The sequence below is a fragment of the Paenarthrobacter sp. JL.01a genome, from assembly GCF_025452095.1.
Lineage (GTDB): Bacteria > Actinomycetota > Actinomycetes > Actinomycetales > Micrococcaceae > Arthrobacter.
This window is the reverse complement of sequence record NZ_CP104877.1, coordinates 3855035-3874179: the sequence shown is the minus strand read 5'-3', so window position 1 is coordinate 3874179 and position 19145 is coordinate 3855035. Positions and strand designations below refer to the sequence as shown.

The following is a 19145-nucleotide window of genomic DNA, read 5'->3' as shown; positions in this document are numbered from 1 at the left end:
TCAGTCACGCTTGCAGTTCGAAGTGTCGAATAAGCCGAGTAGTCACCTGAGGCACCCCGCCGCGGGAGAGGGTTGCCGACCAGCAAGTCAGGGCTTAACGCTGGTGCTCATTACTCAAGAAGAACGTAACATCCAAGGCGCCTTCGCCGCATTCGGGGAGAGCGCCGCCGTCGTCATGTTGCGTAATCGGTCCCTGGGCGGGCCGCTGAAGACAGGCCCCAAATGTGACCTCCCGGGAGCATAATTGACGCAGTACGACCCCCTGTAACTTCGTGTGAAATCAGGTCGCGGTGAGCGGACAGAGCAGTTCTACACTCAAGCCCATGCTTCATTTTGGATGGTTCGTGGGCCACGGATTCGGGGTCCAAGGTTGGGGGACTCCCGGCTACAGCCTGGGCTATGACTGGAAGAAGCCCGCCCTCTACCAGGAGGCTGTCCGGGCCTTTGAGCGGTCCGGGCTGGACCTGTTCATCATCGAGGATTCCCTGACCGTCCCCGACACCTATGGTGGCACAGCCGAGGTTTCCCTGGCCCATGCCTCCTTTGCGCCCAAGCACGATCCCCTGGCGCTTGTCCCGTATCTGCTTTCCGCCACCGAACACCTCGGAATTGTGCCGACCGTCAGCGCCTCTTTCTACCCTCCCTTCACGGCGGCCCGGCTGCTGGCAACGTTGCAGCACTTCTCAGAGGGGCAGCTCGGGTGGAACGTGGTCACTTCGGGCAGCGACCTCGCAGCACAGAACTACGGCCTGGACCAGCAGATCGAACACGACCTCCGGTATGAGAAGGCGGAGGAATTCGTCGACGTCGTCAGGCGGCTTTGGCGGAGTTGGGAACCTGGCGCCGTGCTTGAGGATGTGGACGCCGGGAGGTTCGCCGACCACACCAAGGTCCACCCCATCAACCATCAAGGCGAGTTCTTCAAAGTCCGGGGTCCGTTGAACACAGCCCCTTTGCCCGAGGAACCTGTCCTGGTTCAGGCTGGGGCTTCGCCGCGAGGCAAGGCGTTCGCCGGCGGCCACGCGGATGTTGCCATTGCGTTGGCCCGCGGGGTTGAGGGTATGAAGTCATACCGCGATTCCATCCGCGCCGAGGCCGCGAAGGCCGGCAGGAACCCCGACGATGTGAAGGTACTTTTCGTGCTGAAGCCCACCGTGGTGGGCTCCACCGCGGAGGCAGAGGAACTGCGGGCCCAGCGTCGGGAGCTGACGCAGCGCGACATCGACAGCCAGCTCAACTCCATCTCCTACCTTTCCGTGATCGACTTCAAGCAGTTCGACCTGGATCAGCCCCTCCCCGAGCTCACCACCAACAGCAACCAAGGCACGCTGGAGCATTTCGCCAAGGCTGCCCCTCCCGGGTCCACGTTGCGCGAGATCCTCCAGGCACGTAGCGGCGGTGCGGGGGACTCGATCATCGGCACGGTCGGTGAAATCGCCGACTACCTGGAGGAAACCGGCTCGGCTGTGGGCGGCGACGGGTTCCTGTTCTCCGGTTTCGTGGATCCGGTTACAGTCCATGGAGTTCTGGACAAACTCACGCCTGAACTGCGGCGGCGCGGCCTGTTGAGGACAAGTTACGGCAACGGCGGTTTCCGGCAGAATCTCTTGGATTTCTAGTGGGGACCTTCAGCATCGGAACCGGGACAGTTTCCGCGCTGCTTGTGGCGGAGGCGGCTGCTGATCCGACGTTTCACGTGGAACTCAACCAAGATGCGTTGAATTTGCTCCGGCGATCCCGGGAAGTCGTGGAAGAGACTGCCGCGTCCGGCCAGCGGGTTTACGGCCTGAACACCTTGCTCGGATCCGGTCGGGACACCGACGTGGAGGAGAAGTCGCTGCTGGCTTATCAAGTACAGGTGGTCCGGTATCACAACAGTGGGGTTGGCCCGTACTTGGACCGGGCTGCCGCCCGCTCAGTGATCCTTGCCCGCCTCATAGGCTTCAGTCGGGGCGGCTCCGGCGTCCGTCCCGAAACCGCGGCCTTCTATGCTGAACTGCTCAACCGCGGCGTCTTTCCTGCCATCCCGGGCGAGGGCTCGGTGGGCTCGTCCGACCTGACCCAACTGGCCGCCGTCGCCGCTGTTGCCTTGGGGGAGGGCGAAGCCTTCGACGCCTCCGGCCTGCTGGTCCCGGGTGCCAAGGCCCTCGCCGACGCCGGGCTTCAACCGCTCCAGCCCGCTGCCGGTGAGGCACTGGCCTTAGTGAGCGCCAACGCCTACTCCGTTGGCGCAGGCGCCCTCGCCTTGGTGCGCCTGCGGCACCTGGCCCGCCTGGCCGACGTCGCACTTTCACTCTCGCTGGAGACCATTGCAAGGTACGACGGCGGCGGGAACCTCACTCCCTTTTCGCCGGCCATCCAGGCGGCCAAGGCAGTGGACGGGCAGGGCGATTCGGCTGCCGCTGTTCGCCGGCTGTTGAGCGGGGGATGGCTGGAGGATGTCCGGCCCGACGTGTCGGTGCAGGACGCGTTGTCGTTCCGTGCCGCGCCGCAGACCCACGGTGCCTTCCGGAACGTGGTGTCGCAGCTCCGTTCGGCCCTGGAGGTGGAACTGAACGGCCGGGGCGACAACCCATTGGTGGATGTGGGGTCCGGTGCGATGGTGTCCGGCGGGAACTTCCAACCGATGCAGCTGGCCTTGTCCTTTGAAGGGCTGCGGCTGGCCTTGGCGCATGTGGGGATTTCCAGCGAACGACGTATTGCCAAGCTGTATCCACCGCAACGGGCCATCAGGGCACGACACCTGGCAGCGGCATCCTCCGAACCAGGATCGGCGTCGGCTTTAATCCAGGAGGAACTGCCCGGGCTGCTCTGGTATTCCGCTGCGGGACTGTTGGCCGAGCTCAAATTCCTGGCAGCCCCGGCGACCCTTGGCGCCCCCACACTTTCGGCCGACGTCGAGGACCACTCCACCTTGGCGCCACTGGCCCTGCAGCAACTGGAGAAGTCCATTGATGCGGCGGAGAAGCTCCTCGCGATCGAGGCCCTGACGGCGTCGTACCTTTTGCTCGAAGCGGAAGCGGCGCAGCCTCTGGGAAACGGGACAGGGCTGGTGGTTGGCAGGCTGGCCGACGTGCTGGCAGACCGGCCGTCGGCGCCAGAGCTGGTGGAGCGGGCTCGGACAATCCTGCGGGAAGCCGTGGACCAACTATTTCCTGAAACTGAGGAGGAGACGCCATGAGTACGGCAACCCGCAAACATGGGCTGCAGACCATGCCCGCGGCTCTTGATGGGCTCGATGCGTCGGTTTTGGACAAGGTTGGCAACACTCCGCTGGTGAAGTTGGAGGCGCTCAGCCGCGGGCTGGGCAGTTCCATTCATATCAAGCTGGAGTCCGAGAACCCGGGCGGCTCCATCAAGGACCGGACGGCATTGAGTATGGTGCGGGCGGCTGAGCGTTCGGGGGAGCTGCAGCCCGGTGCCACGATCGTTGAGAGCACGTCCGGCAATACCGGTATTGGGCTGGCGCTGATCGGACACCTCACGGGCCATCCGGTTGTAGTGGTCACCGGCGACACCATCTCCCAGGAGAAACTCGCCGCCCTCCACAATTACGGCGCGCGGGTGATCCTGACGGATTGGAACGCGCCATCGGAGTCGCCGGAGAACGCCCGAGCCGTGGCTGCCCGAATTACGGCAGAGACCCCGGGGGCGTGGCGGCCCATGCAGTTCGACAACCCGGCCAACCCTTTGGCCCACTACGAGACCACCGGGCCGGAAATCTGGGAACAGACGGGTGGACTGGTGACGCACTTTGTGGCCGGGATCGGTACAGGCGGGACCATCAGCGGCAACGGGCGGTACCTGAAGGAACAGGTGGCGGCCGCGCGTCCGGGCGGCCATGTGGAAGTAGTGGGTGCCGATCCCTACGGTTCCGCCTACAGCGGCGGCCACCCCGGTGAGATCCTGGTCGATGGCGTGGGCAACTCCTGGCCGCAGGCTGAATGGCCGAAGATCTTCGACCGCTCCATAGTCGATCGCTTCCTCCGCATTCCCAACGACGAGGTCTATTCCACCGTCCACCGCCTCCTTGATGAGGAAGGACTGGCGCTGGGCCCCTCGTCCGGGCTCGCTGTGGCAGCGGCAGTGCGGGTAGCCCGGGCCGCGCCTCACGGTTCGCTTGTGGTGGCCATAGCGCCCGACGCCGGTACGAACTACATGAGCAAGGCCTTCAACCCCGTGTGGCTGGCTGAAAACGGCATCCGCCTCTCCGCCGACATCCCGGACGCCCGGGACTAGCAACGCTCGCTCACGTCCCGCGGGTTGGGGGCCGACGCTCGCTCACGTCCGCACCCTTTGGGGCGATCCCTCGCTCACTTCCCGCGGGTTGGGGGCCGGCGCTCGCTCACGTCCGCACCCTTTGGGGCCAACGCTCGCTCACTTCGTGGCCCCAGTGCAGGGTGGGTTAAGCTCCAGACATGCCCGAACAGGAAACGAAACCCCGGCTCGCTGGTTACCTCGATAAGCAGCAGCCCGACCTTTATGCAACGCTCAGTCATTATTCGCAGCAACTCGTTGACGAGGCCGACCGGCTCGGCATTTCACGCCAGACCCTGGAACTCATCAATTACCTGTGCTCGCAGATCAATGGCTGCGCGTTTTGCCTGGACCTGCACCATCGCCGGGCCCTGAAGTACGGGGAATCTGAACAGCGGTTGTCCTTGGTAGCCGTGTATAAGGAAGTGCAGCTCTTCGAGCCCGCCGAAGTCATAGCCATGCAGATTGCCGAGCAGATCACCCGGATGAGCAGCTCCCGGCCCAGCCCTGAGCTCTTCGCCAAAGCGCGCCAGCACTACAGCGACGAGCAGATCAGTGTCATCTGCATGGCTGCGATCGGCATCAACGCCTTCAATCGCCTGTCGATTCTGAGCGAGCACCCCGTCAGGGCTGGCAAGAAGTAGCCGGAGCCACCTTGCCCGCCTACCAAGCCGGGAGGATGCGGTGGGTGAGCCTGCGCTGGTGTGGTGAGGGCCGGCGTCGTGCTTTCAGCACAACGGCGAGCCCCAAGCGGGCCGCCACGACCCGCTTCCAGACCCAATCAGCCCTTGGTCAACCGGAATAGGTTGGCCAAGGGCTGATCTGTCTCCAAAGAGGGTCAGGAAGCCACGGAGCTAGGCGTCCAGGGCCCTCTTGAGTGAGCGTCGGCGTCCGTACTTGAAGTAGAAGAACGCGTAGCAGGCGCCCACAAATGGAACTCCGAACAGGAGGGCTGCTACTTGGTTGGGATCGAAGGCAATGCCGATAAGGGACACCACGCACAGGGCGAACGCGAGGATCGGCACCAGGGGGAAGAGCGGCGCCTTGTACGGCAGCGTGTTGACGTCGCCGCCGTTCCTGACGAAGGTCCGCCGGTAGATGAAGTGTGAGGCCACAATGGACATCCACACGCCAACCGTTGCGAAGCCGGCTACGGAGACCAGCACCAGGTAGACCGTAGCCGGCGCCACAACGCTGCTGATGAGGGAAGCCAGCCCACCGAGCATGCTCACGCAGAGGGCAACCAAGGGAATGCCGCGCTTAGTGAGCTTCTTGAAGACCTGCGGTGCGTGGCCTTCGTCGGCCAGCGAGAAGAGCATGCGGGCACAGGAGAACAGGCCGCAGTTGCCCGCAGAAAGCAGCGCGGTAATGATCACGAAGTTCATGATGTCCGCTGCGTAGGGGATGCCAAGCATGGAGAACACGGTCACGAAAGGGCTCTCGTCCACGCTGACTTTTTCATACGGTATAGTCGCCGCGATGACCGTGATGGCACCGACAAAGAAGATCATGAGGCGGATCACCGTGGTGCGCATGGCCTTGGGGATGGTGGCGCCGGGGTTGGCGGTTTCGCCGGCCGCAACGCCGATCAGTTCAGAGCCGGAGAAGGCGTAGAACACAGCCAGGCAGGTGACGAAAACCCCGGTGAAGCCATTGGGAAAGAGCCCGTCAGGGGTGCTGAAGTTCGATCCGAATGAGGGGTAGTCGCCCGCGGCAAGGGGGTGGAAGCCGGCCAGTGCGGCGCCGCCCAGGATGATGAGGCCGACGACGGCGGCGACCTTGATCAGCGCGAACCAGAACTCCGATTCACCAAAGACACGCGATGAAATGGCGTTCAGCGTAAACAGGACCGTGGCGAAGACGAAGCACCAGATCCAGACGTCGACGCCGGGAAACCACCGTTGCATCAGGAGGCCCGCTGCCGTGAATTCCGAGCCCAGGGCAACGGCCCAGCAGAGCCAGTAAAGCCAGGCGGTGGCAAAGCCCGTGGCCGGTCCAATGGTCCGGGCCGCATAGATGTGGAATGCGCCTGAGACGGGGAACGCAACAGCGAGTTCCCCGAGGCAAGCCATGACCAGATAAACCACGACGGCGCCAATAAGGAAGGCGAGTACCGCACCCAGGGGGCCGGCGGTGGCGATGGTGTAGCCGGAACTGACGAAAAGGCCTGAACCGATGACGCCGCCCATGGCGATCATGACCAGGTGCCGGGCCTCCATGGACCGGCGAAGTCCTGATGATGAAGCGGCAGTCGCGGACTGCGCTTCGGTTGCCGATGCATCGGCTTTTGTGGGGGAGCTGAGTCCCATATTCCCTCCGGGAAGTTAGCCAGCAAAGTCTGAAGGAAGTGCCAGTCGGACGTGATCCAACTAACACGAGAACAAGATTCATCACATGACGAATGACCATTTCAAGGAGGATAAGAAATGCGATTCAACGCACAACAAGGTCACGGCCGAGGCCAAGAGTTTCTTATCATTGAGTCATGCGAGCAATTACTCTACTTGTGACCTGCTAGGTTCCAAGCGGAGCATTTTCGGAAAATGCGCGATGCTGGACTCTATTCGATGCCCGCGAACAGTTCATTCAGTTCGGCCGTAAGCTGCTTTCGGATGGCGGGCGTGCCTACTTCCTTGCCGTTGATGTGGTTCACCGGTGCGATCAAGCGGATGCTTGAAATGAGCCAGACGGCGTCGGCATCGAACAGGTCCTGGGGCTCAAGCGGCCCGTAGCCCAGTTCCCAGCCCGCCGCCTTGGCCGCGGCGAACAGCGCTCCCTGCGAGGTGCCCGGGAGGATCCCGCTGTCGAGTTGCGGCGTGATGAGGCGACGGACAGTCCTGACAGAACCTTCGCCGTCGTCGACTGTCTCAAGGTGCGCCAGCAACACAGTCGACGTCGGCCCCTCCAGGACGCGGCCGTCGGTCGAGGTGAAGATCGCGTCGTCCGCGCCCTGCTTGTGCGCGTAGCGCAGCGCGGCCATGTTGACGGCGTAGGACAGCGTCTTGGCGCCAAGCAACAGCCACGGCGCGCGCTCGCCGGCTTCGGTGTCGAAGCCACGGTCCAAAAGCACGACGTCGATACCCGTCTCGCGTTGCCGGCGGCTGCCCGCGGGTGAGGGCGACGCCTGTACCCAGCACGTGGGGCTCGCTGCACCTTCGACGCCTCGGGTGACGATGAGCTTGACCACTACTTCGTCTTCCTCGGGCGTGGGCGCCGGGTGGACTTCGCGGAATTCCGTGATGGCCGTCTCGATTGCCTTTCGCCACGCGTCCTGTGACGGCAGGTTCAGGTCCAATGCTGCCGCGGAGCCGGCCAGGCGGTTGAGGTGTGCCTGGACCTTCCGGGCACGGCCCTGCACGGCCAGAAGCGACTCGAACACGCCATCGCCCCGGGTAGCTCCCAAGTCCGTGGCCATGAGCTGCGGTTGGCTGGAGTCGACAATGCGGCCGTTTTCGAAGGCGGGATCCAGGAAAACGAGGACGGTGGGAGCTACTGAAGTCATGGTCCCAGCTTAGTGCGGGCTACTGCCGGCGGCTTTGCCGGATAGGCTGTGGTCACTGTTGTTCATGAACCGTGGGGGTTTGTCACGTGCTCTTTCCTTTTCCGTTTGGCCAGGAGTGGACCTGGTTGTTGGGTGCGTGGGCCATCGCGGAAGTGGTCATGCGGATCGTCCTGCTGGGGATCATTCCCGGCAACCGACGTCCCACCACCGCCATGGCGTGGCTTTTGGCTGTGTTCCTCATTCCTTCCGTGGGCTTCGTCCTGTTCCTGCTTTTTGGCAACTTCAAACTCTCCAAGCGCAGGCGTGAGCAGCAGGAAGAGGTCAACCGCCGTGTCCGTGCAGTGACCTCGGATCTCGCCGATCCGGTGAGCCTCTACTCCGGCCCCGAATGGGTGAAGTCGGCCGGTGAGCTTAATCACCAGCTGGGCTCCTTGCCCATGGTTGACGGCAACAAGGTGGAACTGATCCCGGGGTACGAGGAATCCATCAAGGCCATGGCCGAGGCGGTCAGGGGTGCCAAGACCTACGTCAACGCCGAGTTCTACATCATGAGCAGTGACTTCGTAACGGACGAGCTTCTAACGGAGATGGAGAACGCCGCTGAACGCGGTGTCACCGTGAGGCTCCTCTTCGACCACATCGGAACGCTGCGGGTCAAGGGTTACCGCCGCCTGATCCGCAGGCTCAAGGCAGGCAAGATTCAATGGAAGCGGATGTTGCCGCTTCTGCCCATCCACGGCCAATGGCGGCGTCCGGACCTCAGGAATCACCGCAAGATCATGGTGATCGACGGGCAAGTTGCTTTCACGGGCTCACAGAACCTGATCGACCCTTCCTACAACAATCCCAAGCACCGAAAAGTTGGCCGCAAGTGGGTTGAGCTGATGTCCAGGCTTGAGGGACCGATTGTGCCCACCCTCAACGTGGTGTTCGCGACGGATTGGCTGAGTGAAACTGACGAATCCCTGGAGGACCAGCTGCGTCTTCCGCCGCTCCCGTCTCCTGGGCAGGTGACAGCACAGGTAGTGCCCAGTGGGCCCGGGTTTGCCACGGAAAACAACCTCCGCCTTTTCAACACGCTGATCTACTCGGCACAGCACAGGATCTCCATCTGCAGCCCGTACTTCGTCCCTGATGACTCCCTGCTTTATGCCATCACCACGGCTGCCCAAAGGGGCGTGGATGTGGAGCTGTTCGTCTCGGAGAAGGGCGACCAGTTCCTGGTCCACCACGCGCAGCGTTCCTACTACGAGGCCTTGTTGGATGCGGGCGTGCGGATCTACCTGTACCGGGCGCCGTACGTCCTCCACGCCAAGCACTTCACCATTGATGACGAGGTAGCCGTTCTTGGTTCCAGCAACATGGACATGCGCTCCTTCTCCCTGAACATGGAGGTTTCGGTGATGCTGTTGGGTGCCGAAACCGTGAACCTCATGCGGGCCGTGGAGTTCACGTATCGCGAGGTATCCCGCGAGCTTACGTTGGACGACTGGATGGACAGACCCCCTCTGGCCAAGTATGTGGATAACGTCGCCAGATTGACCGCGACGCTGCAGTAGTTTTTGTACAGCTAACGCGCTTAAGGAGCCTTTATAAGGGCATTAGCTGTACAAAAACTCAGTGGGGGAAGTCGGAGCCAAGGGTTGAGAGCACGCCGAACGCCTTGGTCCGGATCTCCTCGTATTCGTCATCCGCGACGGAATCCGCGGTAATGGCCCCGCCCACGCCCAGGGACAACGTCCGGCCGCCGTCAGCGTCGGGGTTCACCACCAGTGTGCGGATGACCACGGCGAGGTCTGTGGCGGCGTTCAGGGAAAAGTAGCCAATGGCGCCGGAGTAGATGCCTCGCGGCCCTGATTCGAGCTGGTCGAGGATGTCCATGGTGCTGATTTTTGGGGCGCCTGTCATGGACCCTGCGGGAAATGCCGCGGCGACTGCTTCAGCCCGGGGAGCGCCCGGCCGGAGGTGGGCATCGATAGTGCTCACCATCTGGTGGACGGTGGCGTAGCTTTCGATGGCGCAAAGCCTGCTCACCGTTACCGAGCCGGGGATTGCGAAGTGGCTGAGATCGTTACGCAGGAGGTCAACGATCATGATGTTTTCGGCGCGATCCTTCATTGATGTCTCAAGATCCTGCCGCAACGCAGCGTCCTCGGCCGGGTCAGCAGAACGGCCCCGGGTGCCCTTGATCGGCTCGGCGCGCATGCCGCCGTCGGACAGTATCCGCAGGAACCGCTCAGGCGACGTGCTGGCAATCTCCAGTCCGCCGAACCGGAGGTAACTGGCGAACGGCGCCGGGTTCCGGCGTCGCAAGGCAAGATAGCTGCTCCACGCGTCCAGCTCCCCGGCGGGAGCCTCGAGTGTGGTGGTCAGACAGATTTCGTAGGCGTTGCCTTCGCTGATCTGGTGTTGCGAGTCGGCGATTTTGCGCTTGTAGTCGGTGGCGGAATCGCGGCTGGCGAACTCGGGAACCGTTGCGCCAAGGGTGCTCGCGGCGCCGGAGCCGCCTAAAGCAGCGGCTGCACCGCCGTCGGAAGCCCTGACGACGGCGGTACGCGCCTCCCGCAGCCAGTCGCCGGCGTCGGGGGCTTCCAAGGCGAGCAGCCAGGCAGTGTGTTCGCGATGGTCCAGCACAACGGCCCGGCCGGCAAAGAGGAGTGCCGCGTCAGGGGTGTCGGAGTTGACGTCGTTGCCGCCGGTTTCACGTTTGAGTTCGTAGCCCAGGTATCCCAGCCAGCCGAGCGTGAACTGGGCGTCGTAGCCTCTGGGTGCGCGGACGGCCCGCCTGCCCCAGACTGAGTCCAGCCATCGGAAGAAGGGGCTGTATGTGGTCACAGTGGCGGACCCCGCAGTTACTTTGGTGGCCCCGGAGCGGTGCAGTACCGACTGGCCGAAAGTTCCGCCGTCGTCGGCCAGGATGCTGAAGCGGCTGCGGGCCGCGGCTTGGGAGCGGCCGGCAACCGCGGCGGCGTTCGAGGAATCGAGCCACACAGCGTTCGTTGAGCGGCCATAGAGGGTTTCGAAGAGCAGCGCTGCGTCCGGGGTTGCTTCCAGGCGCTCGGACCGCAACTGCAAGCCGCGGCGGGCGCTGAGCTCGGGGGAGAGGATGGCCGCCAGCGACGGCAGGTACATCAGGGCCTGCAGGACATCCTCCGGTGCGCTGCCGTCGGCCGGATTCCGGACATGGATGTCGGCGTCCTCGGTCACCGAATCCGTGGCAAGCCACTCCTCCTCCTGGGCGGCCCAGGAGTCCCAGTACGGTTCATAGGTGCTTCCGTCGCGCGTCAGGGCACGACGACGGCGATCCTCGCCTGGCGCTTCCACCCACACCACAGCGTCCAGCATGGAACGGGCCGCTTCGGCTCCAGCTCCGACACCCTCGACGATGACGATCTCGGCAGGCAGCGTGACGTTCAGGCCGCCGTCGTAATGCCGTTCCCAATCCCAGCTGACCCATTCGGCCGCCTTGCCCTCGCGAAGCGGCGCCAGGACGGTGCCCACGTAGCGTTCAATGCCCGTGCGCAGCCCGTTCCATCCGGGATAGATGTCCTCCAGATGGAAAAGCGATACTTTGTGGTGCTGCCGCAACCGGGCCGTCAGTTCCACGGCCAGAGTGGTTTTGCCTGCGCCGGACCTGCCGTCAACAGCGATGATCACGGGTGCAGGGGTCATGTCATAGAGGTTACCTGCTGGTGCTCGTGGCCTGCTTCGATGCCTGCGGAGGCGATGGCGGCTTTGACATGCTCCACGATTCCGGGGACGGCCGATTTGATGAGCGTCCAGGTGTTGTCGAAATCTGTGTGCCCGCCGTACCAAGGGTCTTCGATGCCGAGATCGAGGGTGTTTCGCCCTGCCACCTGCGGGTCGAAGCTCCTGAGCATGCGGACTTTTTCCAGCGATCCGCGGTCCGGAGCCCCTTCCTGGAGCCAGCCGAAGTGGTCCACATCGAGGGCGAGAATGAGGTCGCGGCCTGCGAACCATTCGTGCCTCCATTCGCGGGCCACGTGGTCCTCGGAGGCGATGTGCTGGGCGGTCAGGACCCGGGCCGCGCGGGGGTCTATGGGGTGGCCGACCTCGTATCCAGTGGTGCCTGCGGAGTCCACCACGACGAGTCCGCCGAGCCCTTCCGCGGCGAAGGCCTCGGTCAGCATGAGCGCGGCCATGGGCGAGCGGCAGATGTTTCCAGTGCAGACCGTGATGATGCGGTATGGGCTCGTCGTTGAGTACATTCAGCAAGCATGGTCGATGTCACCCCCTCTTGGCTAGGGGCAACTTCACAAGTGAGTCACTTTTGGTGTCAAAGCTGTCACAGCGTGGGCCCAGGGCGCCTGCGTCAGGCCGTGGCGGCTTCGGCCGCTTCGGCCGCCAGTGCTGCTGCCGCCAAGTGGACGGTACGGACGACGGCGGCCCGTCGCCTGTGGATGCGGCCGGGGTCATTGCCTGCCATGAGACCGTCCAACGCGGGCAGGACGGGAGCCGAATCGCAGAGGCTCACGATGGTAATGAGGAGATCTCCGGCATCTTCCCTGGAGATACCGGGCAGGGCTGCGATGGTGCTGTTGACCTTGGAAGCGCAGTTGGCCATGCGTTTGGGCAAGCCCACAACGTCGGTGCCGCGCTCCAAACCCTCCCAGAACAGGAGGCGGGGCGCCGTGGCATCTTTCTGGTGGTGGTCAAAGAGCCGCCCGGCGTAGTCGGCCATGGCTTCGGGGCCGTCACCTTCGATGGGTACCTCGTCCATGAGGGAGCTGAGGGCGGTGACGATAACCGCGTCGAACAGCGCATTCTTATTGCCGAAGTACTGGTAGATCCGCTCTTTGTTGACCCCGGCCTCGGACGCGATCCTGTCGATGCGGGCGCCCGCCAATCCGCGAGTGCAGAACTCGGTGGTGGCGGCCTCAAGCAGCAGGGCCTTGGTTCGTTCGGTGTCCCATGCCATGGGGTCATATTAGCAGTTTCCAACTAAGTAGTTGTAATTGGCTGCGCGCAGGGTTATGGTGATCTCACATCAATTACAACTATCTGGTTGGAGAATCTGATGACGACCCCCGTCGCCGCCGAAACAACTGCCCCGGAAGCCCCGGCCGTCGCGCCCAACTCAAGCGCCGCCGTCGTCCGTCCCCAGGGGCCTTCCGTCCACATGCGGGCGCTCATCACGTGGATCGCCATCTTCCCGCTGGTCTCCATCGGCATGCTGTTGCTCGGCCCCATCATGGAACCGTGGCACCCGGTCCTTCGTGCCCTGGTATTGACCGCGTTCGTGGTTCCCACCGCCGTGTATGTGGTTGTGCCCCGCCTCATGGCCGGACACGGTGCGCTGAGCCGCAGGGCGGTCGAGCGTTCAGCCCAGCGCGCAGCCCGCAAGTCCGCTTAACCCCATTGGGGGACAGCACATGCTCCACTGAGCACTCAGTGGAGCAGGAGCTGTCCCCCAGTTGGGTACACGGGGGTTAGGGGGTGCGCGCGGCTTCGACTTCCTCGAGGGTTGCGTAGGCGGCCTGGGTACCCTTCTTCGTCGCAGCCAACGCGGCGGCTACTGAAGCAAACGACGCCGCATCAACGAGCGAATCACCGGCAGCCAAGCGCGCGGCCACGGCACCGGTGAACGCATCGCCGGCACCCGTTGTGTCGACGGCGGAAACCCGCGTCGGAGCGATCCGGGTCAGCTGCTCCCCGCGAGCCAAAGAATCCAGCACCACGGACCCTTGCGAACCAAGGGTCACGAGCACCCGCTGCAAGCCGCGGTCGGCGAACTGGCTGCGGACGGGCTCCCACGCTTCGGCGTCCGCATCGGCAGAAGGGATGTCCGATTCCGAGCCAAGGAAGAGGGCGGCCTCGTGCGCGTTCACCAGCAGCACGTCGCTCAAGCCCGCCAACAACTCAGGCACCTCAGCGTATGGCGAGAGGTTCAACAGCACTGTAGCTCCGGCGTCGTGCCCCGCCTGCGCGGCGGCCACAACCGTATCGATGCCCACCTCCAGGCAGAGGCACACGACGGCGGCGCCCCGGAAAGCGGCGAAGTCGACGTCGGCGGGGGCCAGCGTGCCGTTGGCACCGGCGGAGATGATGATGCTGTTCTCACCGTTGGCGTCCACGGATATGACAGCTACTCCGGTTGCAACGTCCGAGCGTCGGACGCGGGAAACATCGACGCCGGCACCTGCAGTGGACTCAATGAGCATGGTCCCGTTGGGGTCCTCGCCCACAGCGCCGATCAGCGTCACGTTGCCGCCCAGCTTGCTGGCCGCAACCGCCTGATTGGCGCTCTTGCCGCCGGGATTCACGGCGAAACCGTTGCCGTGAACGGTCTCGCCGGGCTGGGGGAGTCGCTCGGTGTAGATGGTCAGGTCCGCATTCAGCGAGCCGACGACGACAATTCCGGACGTGCTCACGCGGCCACCTCTTCGTCTTCGTGGACCTCGGCATCGACGGGCTTGGGAATCAGCAGCGAGGCGGCAAAAGCGGCGAACGTGATGGCAAAACCAACGACGACGACGGTCAGGTAGGACGCTTTCGCGTCACCGAGCGCTGAGGTAGCCACCAGGACGGCGGGCAGGACCAGGAAGCTCAGTCCTGCACCGAGGTTGAAGGCACCGGCGTTCATGCCGGGGAGGAAGCCGGGGTTGCCCTTGGGCGAGAGCACCACGCCGAGTCCGTTGAGCATGATGTTGACGGTACCGGCGTACATGATGCCCAGCAAGGCCGTTCCCAAGATCATCATGGGCAGGTTGTTGAGGCCGAAAAGCGCAATGATGGCCAAGGCCACGAGGCTGCCGATGAGGCCGATGCGGAGCACCTTGGTGTAGCCCAGGACCGGGGCGAATCGGCCGCTGATGGGACCGAAGACCCAGCCGAGGAGGGCGTACGGGGTGAGGATCATGAGCGACATTTCGGTGGGTCCCACCCCGAAGCCCGGATCCGCGGCCTGGACGAATGCCGGGACGATGCCGTTGATCACCGCGAAGATACCGGTCATGGTGAGCGTCGTGGTCAGCAGGGGAGCCCACGTGGAGCGCTGGCGCAGGTGCACGGTTTCCACCATCGGCTGCTTGGCGCGCTTCTCCACAGTCCAGAAGGCGGCGAACGCCACCACGGCAACTACCGTGAGGCCGACGGCGAGGGCCAGCGTGCCGCCGTCGAATGCCGACGCGAGCTTGGAGCCTTCGTTCAGTGCGGTGAGCAGGGCACCGACAGCAATGACGATAAAGAACACGCCGAGCCAGTCCATGGTGGTTCCGGCGGCCGGCTTGCTCTCGCTGGCGAGGAAGGCGATCAAAACTGTGGCGACGACGGCCAGGGCGACCATGAGCCAGAAGATGCTGCGGAAGCCGAAGTTTTCGGCGAAGTAGCCGCCAACGAAGGAGTCGACGCCGGCCACGCCGCCATTGACGGCCGTAATGAGGCCCATGAGTGCGCCGTACTTGCGCGGGTTGCTCACGGCGGAACGGAGCATGATGAGGCAGAGCGGAACGGTCGGGCCGCTGACTCCCTGGATGATGCGGCCCACGAACAGCCACGTCACGTCCGGAGCCACGGCTGCGATGACCGAGCCTACGGCCATGAGGATCATCATGCCCACAAGGATCTTCTTGCGGCCGACGATGTCGCTCAGGCGCGGGAGGAACAGGGAGAACAGCGCTGCGGCGGTGAAGAACCAGGTCTGCGAGAGGCCGATAGTGGCTTGGTCCGTCTGCAGTTCGTTGCCCATGGTCACCAGGGCCGGACTGAGCATGGAAGCGTTGAGCTGGAACGCCACGCAGGCTGCCAGCAGGGCGACCATGAGGGCCGTGACGTTGTTCCGGGTGGATTTGGTTTCAGCGAGGGTGGACATTACTTCGCCTCTCCTGCCAGAACCGCTTCGGCGAGCTGCGCGCCAGAGGAAGCACCGCCGTCGTGCGTTGGCTCGCCGATCCGTTCGATCGCGTCGGTGACCAGATCCCAGAACTTCTTGTGGTCCAGCTCAACGGCGACCGAGGTGTGGCAGTCCTCAGGGGCGGGGGCGCGGAAATCGGCAACCGTCATACCGAGGGTGAGCTTCCCCTGCAGTTCGATATCCACGGGGACCTTGCGGGTGGTCATCACAGTGGGGTCGATGACGTAGGCGACGGCGCAGGGGTCGTGCACAGGCGGGAAGTCGAAACCCTGCGCGTCCTTGTAGGTTTTCTTGAAGAACTCCATGAGCTCCAGGACGAACTTTGCGGGCTTGGTGCCGATCTTGGCGATGCGCTCCACCACTTCATCCGTGGCCAACGCCTGGTGCGTCAGGTCCAGGCCCACCATCACCACGGGCCACTTCTCGTTGAAGACGATGTGCGCGGCTTCGGGGTCGATGATGATGTTGAACTCAGCCACGGCACTCCAGTTGCCCACATGGTAGCCGCCGCCCATCAGGACAACTTCCTTGACGCGCTCCACGATGCGCGGCTCCTTGCGGGCAGCCATGGCGATGTTGGTCAGGCCCGCGGTAGGAACCAGGGTGACTGTGCCCGGCTCATGCGCCATGACGGTTTCGATGATGAGGTCGACGGCGTGGCGCTGGTCGAGCTCGATGGCGGACTCGGGCTGCTCCGGCCCATCCATGCCGGAGTCGCCGTGGATGCTGGGGGCGGTTTCGATGGTCCGCACCAAGGGGCGGTCGCAACCGGCGGCGAAGGGGACGCCCGTGATGCCTGCGATGGTGGCTACGGAAAGCGCGTTGCGGGTGACCTTCTCGAGGGTCTGGTTGCCAACCACAGTGGTCACGGCCAGCAGCTCGATGTCCGGGTTTCCGTGCGCCAGCAGCAATGCCACTGCGTCGTCATGGCCAGGATCGCAATCAAGAATGATCTTTTTGCGGGGGTTGGTTTCCACGTTTCTCTCCACGTCATTGGGGCCTGCCACGAATATGCCCGGGGCAGGGCGATAAGCATTCAGGGTGATTTTGGCATTGCTTCGGCGGCTACGTCAAACGCTTAACGTCGAGAGCGTCAAGCGCTTGATGTCTTCTCGCAGCTCAGGACCGTATAACAACGCTACGATCGATACATGGAATCCCTGGAGCGGCGCAGTGGCCGCGCACATCGCTCGCCCCGGGTAACGGCTGCCATGGTGGCCGCGCGGGCGGGTGTTTCCACAGCCACGGTTTCCCTGGTCGCCAACGGCAAGACCCAGGGACGGGTGTCGGACGACAACATCTCCCGCGTCCGCTCCGCCATCGCCGAACTGGGCTACGTGGTGGACAGCATTGGGAGTTCCCTTGCCCGCGGCGTCAGCTCCATCGTCATCCTGGTGACGCCCGATGTGTCCAACCCGTTCTTCGCCAACGTGATCGCCGGGGTCAGGGAAGCCTTGGGCGCGGAGTATCAGCTGCTGCTCTCAGTGACAGACGCCGGCGAATCGCCCCAGGCTTCCGACGTGCGCAAACTGCTGGCCCTCCGCCCTGCCGGCCTGCTGGTGGGAGCTCCGAGCGCCGAATTCCTTGAAGATCTCTCCGCGGCCGGTCCACTGGTCCTGCTGGACGCCCCGGGGTTGGAAGCCTATGCACCCTCGGTGAACCTCGACGTTGCCCAAGGTGCGCGTGAGCTGGCCCGCCATTTGGCTTCCTCCGGGCACACCCGCGCTGCCTACGTCGACGGCGTCACCGGGACCACCACGTTCCAGCTGCGCCGCGACGCCTTCCTTGAGGAAGCAGCAGCCTGCGGCCTGGTGGTCGACGCCGGGCACGTCGTCAGTACAGCGATCGACGTCGGTGCTGCCGCTGCCGCGTTCGCCCAAGCCTGGCCCGGGTGGCAGCGCGAGGGGGTGACCGCCGTCGTCTGCGGTACTGACACGCACGCCTACGGCGTGCTGCAGGAAGCGCGCGTGGAGGGGGTGGCGATCCCCAAGGAGCTGGCGGTGGCAGGGTTCGACGATCTTCCCTACTCCGCCACCAGCAACCCCAGCCTCACCAGTGTGCACCTGCCCGCGACGCCTTTGGGGCGCAAAGCGGGGGAGCAGCTTCGAGGACTCATGGAAGGCACACCGCTGGCCGAGCCGCACGTGACGCTGGAGAGCTCGTTGGTGGTGCGGGGATCTACCTCTTAGCTATCGGGTCAGTGGGCGAAGTTTGTCTTCGCTGACGGGCAGGGAAACTGTGAAGTAGATCTGCGGAGCGGTCATGTCGCCCCAGTCGTCCTTCTTGACCCGGACTGCGGAGGGCGTTACTTCGGCGATCCGCACGCGGAGCCAGCCGCCGTCGTCGAGCCGTAGTTCGTGGGGGTCGGCCAGGTAGCGCAACCCGAGGTCATCGAGAACTTCCTCCGCGCTCAACCAGTCCACCACCTCGGTTCGCGGACGGCCCAAGAGGTCGACGGCAACAAAACCTTCGTCGACCGGCTTCATCCATCCGACGTGCTCGCCGTCGTCCGCGCGTCGGTGCTCAATCCAGTCCGGTTCCATGCCTCCGACCGTAGCATTCACGCGTTCCCGGAACTGGCTAGTGGATGACTGCCAGCAGGATGCCGACCAGTACGAACAGGCAGCCGAAGATCCGGTTGAGGATGGTCTGGCCCTTTTGGTCATGGGTGAACCGCTGGAACGAACGTGCCGCCAAGGCGAAGAAGAACCACATGACCATGATGTCGATGGCCAGAACTGTGGCGGTCAGCACGACATATTGCTGTACCAGGGGTTGGTCCGGGCGGATGAACTGCGGCATGAAGGCCAGGAAGAAAACGATCGCCTTCGGGTTCAGCAGGTTGACCCAGATGCCGCGCTGGAACATGGACAGGGCGGGCTCGTTCTTCTTGTTATCGACCTGCTCTTTGTCCAGGTCAGGCTTGTGCAGGAACTGACGAATGCCCAGGTACACCAGATACGCGGCACCGGCGTAGCGAATGACATTGAAGATAACGGGCGAGTTGGAGACCAGGACGCCCACACCGAGAGCGACGATCAAAATGTGAATGATCAGGGCCACCTGTTGGCCGAGGATGCCCCAGATGGAGCGTCGGAAACCCGAATTGAGCGAGTTGCTCATGGTGAAGATCGCGCCGGCGCCGGGAGTGAAACTGATGAGGGTGCCGGCGCCTACCAGGGCCAGCCAAAGTGAAAACTGCACCACCTCAGCTTATGCGGGGCCGGCCGGTGCCCGGGACGAGTGTCGCCCCGACCCTCTTTCACGCCGCAGGCCGCTGAATGCACCCGGACGGTGGCCGCCAGCCGGAACTGGCGGCCACCGCTCCCTGTTACGGGATGTTGTGCCAGAACCAGCGGGCAACATCAACGGCTAGCCGCATGAAGTTGACCACCAAGTTCCAGGCGCCCCATGATTCCTTCCATTTACGTTTGGAAGTCATGCCGGCACCTCCTCCATGGGAACAGGGTGCGGCCACACTACGAGGAGCTTCAGGAACGTTGCACCTATAGC

17 protein-coding genes and 1 riboswitch are annotated in these 19145 nt (G+C 63.8%); of the genes, 7 read left to right on the top strand and 10 right to left on the bottom strand.

All coding sequences use genetic code 11. From position 1 onward, the window contains the following. Position 1 precedes the first annotated feature (1 nt). Positions 2-115: riboswitch (SAM riboswitch) on the bottom strand. Positions 116-290: 175 nt separating this feature from the next. From N5P29_RS18360 to N5P29_RS18345, 4 genes are all read left to right on the top strand, one after another. Beyond that, on the top strand, positions 291-1619 hold the full coding sequence (locus tag N5P29_RS18360) for an NtaA/DmoA family FMN-dependent monooxygenase (RefSeq protein WP_315973364.1): 1329 nt from the start codon (positions 291-293) through the stop codon (positions 1617-1619). Then, a complete protein-coding gene (locus tag N5P29_RS18355; RefSeq protein ID WP_262276228.1) occupies positions 1619-3181 on the top strand; it encodes an aromatic amino acid ammonia-lyase in 1563 nt (520 codons plus the stop codon). The genes N5P29_RS18360 and N5P29_RS18355 overlap by 1 nt, the downstream gene beginning before the upstream one ends. After that, positions 3178-4239, top strand: coding sequence for a PLP-dependent cysteine synthase family protein (locus N5P29_RS18350; protein WP_262276227.1), 1062 nt, complete (start codon positions 3178-3180; stop codon positions 4237-4239). The genes N5P29_RS18355 and N5P29_RS18350 overlap by 4 nt, the downstream gene beginning before the upstream one ends. Positions 4240-4418: 179 nt before the next feature. Continuing rightward, the gene (locus N5P29_RS18345; protein ID WP_262276226.1) at positions 4419-4901 is read left to right on the top strand and encodes a carboxymuconolactone decarboxylase family protein; all 483 of its coding nucleotides are present in this window, start codon (positions 4419-4421) and stop codon (positions 4899-4901) included. Positions 4902-5111: 210 nt separating this feature from the next. Here N5P29_RS18345 and N5P29_RS18340 read toward each other — a convergent pair whose 3' ends face one another. Both N5P29_RS18340 and N5P29_RS18335 read right to left on the bottom strand, forming a co-directional pair. Continuing rightward, a complete protein-coding gene (locus N5P29_RS18340; RefSeq protein ID WP_262276225.1) occupies positions 5112-6566 on the bottom strand; it encodes an amino acid permease in 1455 nt (484 codons plus the stop codon). 251 nt (positions 6567-6817) lie between these two features. Next, on the bottom strand, positions 6818-7759 hold the full coding sequence (locus N5P29_RS18335; RefSeq protein WP_262276224.1) for an aminodeoxychorismate lyase: 942 nt from the start codon (positions 7757-7759) through the stop codon (positions 6818-6820). Positions 7760-7845: 86 nt separating this feature from the next. Between N5P29_RS18335 and cls the strand changes: the two genes are divergently transcribed. After that, complete coding sequence (cls, locus tag N5P29_RS18330; protein ID WP_262276223.1) at positions 7846-9318, top strand: cardiolipin synthase; 1473 nt, start codon at positions 7846-7848, stop codon at positions 9316-9318. A gap of 58 nt (positions 9319-9376) precedes the next feature. Here the strand turns inward: cls and pabB are convergent, their stop codons facing one another. From pabB to N5P29_RS18315, 3 genes are all read right to left on the bottom strand, one after another. After that, complete coding sequence (pabB, locus tag N5P29_RS18325; protein WP_262276222.1) at positions 9377-11431, bottom strand: aminodeoxychorismate synthase component I; 2055 nt, start codon at positions 11429-11431, stop codon at positions 9377-9379. Beyond that, positions 11428-11988, bottom strand: coding sequence for a low molecular weight protein-tyrosine-phosphatase (locus tag N5P29_RS18320; RefSeq protein ID WP_262276221.1), 561 nt, complete (start codon positions 11986-11988; stop codon positions 11428-11430). Before N5P29_RS18320 ends, pabB begins: the two co-directional genes overlap by 4 nt. A 104-nt stretch (positions 11989-12092) precedes the next feature. Continuing rightward, positions 12093-12698: a TetR/AcrR family transcriptional regulator gene (locus tag N5P29_RS18315; protein ID WP_262276220.1), complete on the bottom strand. Its 606-nt coding sequence runs from the start codon at positions 12696-12698 to the stop codon at positions 12093-12095. Positions 12699-12797: 99 nt separating this feature from the next. Here N5P29_RS18315 and N5P29_RS18310 point away from each other — a divergent pair, with 99 nt between their 5' ends. Beyond that, on the top strand, positions 12798-13133 hold the full coding sequence (locus N5P29_RS18310) for a putative antibiotic biosynthesis monooxygenase (protein ID WP_262276219.1): 336 nt from the start codon (positions 12798-12800) through the stop codon (positions 13131-13133). Positions 13134-13209: 76 nt separating this feature from the next. Here the strand turns inward: N5P29_RS18310 and N5P29_RS18305 are convergent, their stop codons facing one another. Genes N5P29_RS18305 through N5P29_RS18295 form a run of 3 tightly spaced genes read right to left on the bottom strand, consistent with a single transcriptional unit; the run spans position 13210 to position 16609 of the window. Further along, the gene (locus tag N5P29_RS18305; RefSeq protein WP_262276218.1) at positions 13210-14151 is read right to left on the bottom strand and encodes a ribokinase; all 942 of its coding nucleotides are present in this window, start codon (positions 14149-14151) and stop codon (positions 13210-13212) included. Continuing rightward, the gene (locus N5P29_RS18300; protein ID WP_262276217.1) at positions 14148-15590 is read right to left on the bottom strand and encodes a uridine transporter UriT; all 1443 of its coding nucleotides are present in this window, start codon (positions 15588-15590) and stop codon (positions 14148-14150) included. The genes N5P29_RS18305 and N5P29_RS18300 overlap by 4 nt, the downstream gene beginning before the upstream one ends. Beyond that, the gene (locus tag N5P29_RS18295; RefSeq protein ID WP_262276216.1) at positions 15590-16609 is read right to left on the bottom strand and encodes a uridine-preferring nucleoside hydrolase UriH; all 1020 of its coding nucleotides are present in this window, start codon (positions 16607-16609) and stop codon (positions 15590-15592) included. Before N5P29_RS18295 ends, N5P29_RS18300 begins: the two co-directional genes overlap by 1 nt. A gap of 174 nt (positions 16610-16783) precedes the next feature. Here N5P29_RS18295 and N5P29_RS18290 point away from each other — a divergent pair, with 174 nt between their 5' ends. Further along, positions 16784-17821, top strand: coding sequence for a LacI family DNA-binding transcriptional regulator (locus tag N5P29_RS18290; protein WP_262276215.1), 1038 nt, complete (start codon positions 16784-16786; stop codon positions 17819-17821). Here the strand turns inward: N5P29_RS18290 and N5P29_RS18285 are convergent, their stop codons facing one another. Further along, a complete protein-coding gene (locus tag N5P29_RS18285) occupies positions 17822-18175 on the bottom strand; it encodes a hypothetical protein (protein ID WP_262276214.1) in 354 nt (117 codons plus the stop codon). A 37-nt stretch (positions 18176-18212) separates the two neighbouring features. Further along, positions 18213-18836 carry a LysE family transporter gene (locus N5P29_RS18280; protein WP_186313577.1) on the bottom strand — a complete coding sequence of 208 codons (624 nt, stop codon included), beginning with the start codon at positions 18834-18836 and terminating at the stop codon, positions 18213-18215. Positions 18837-19145 lie beyond the last annotated feature (309 nt).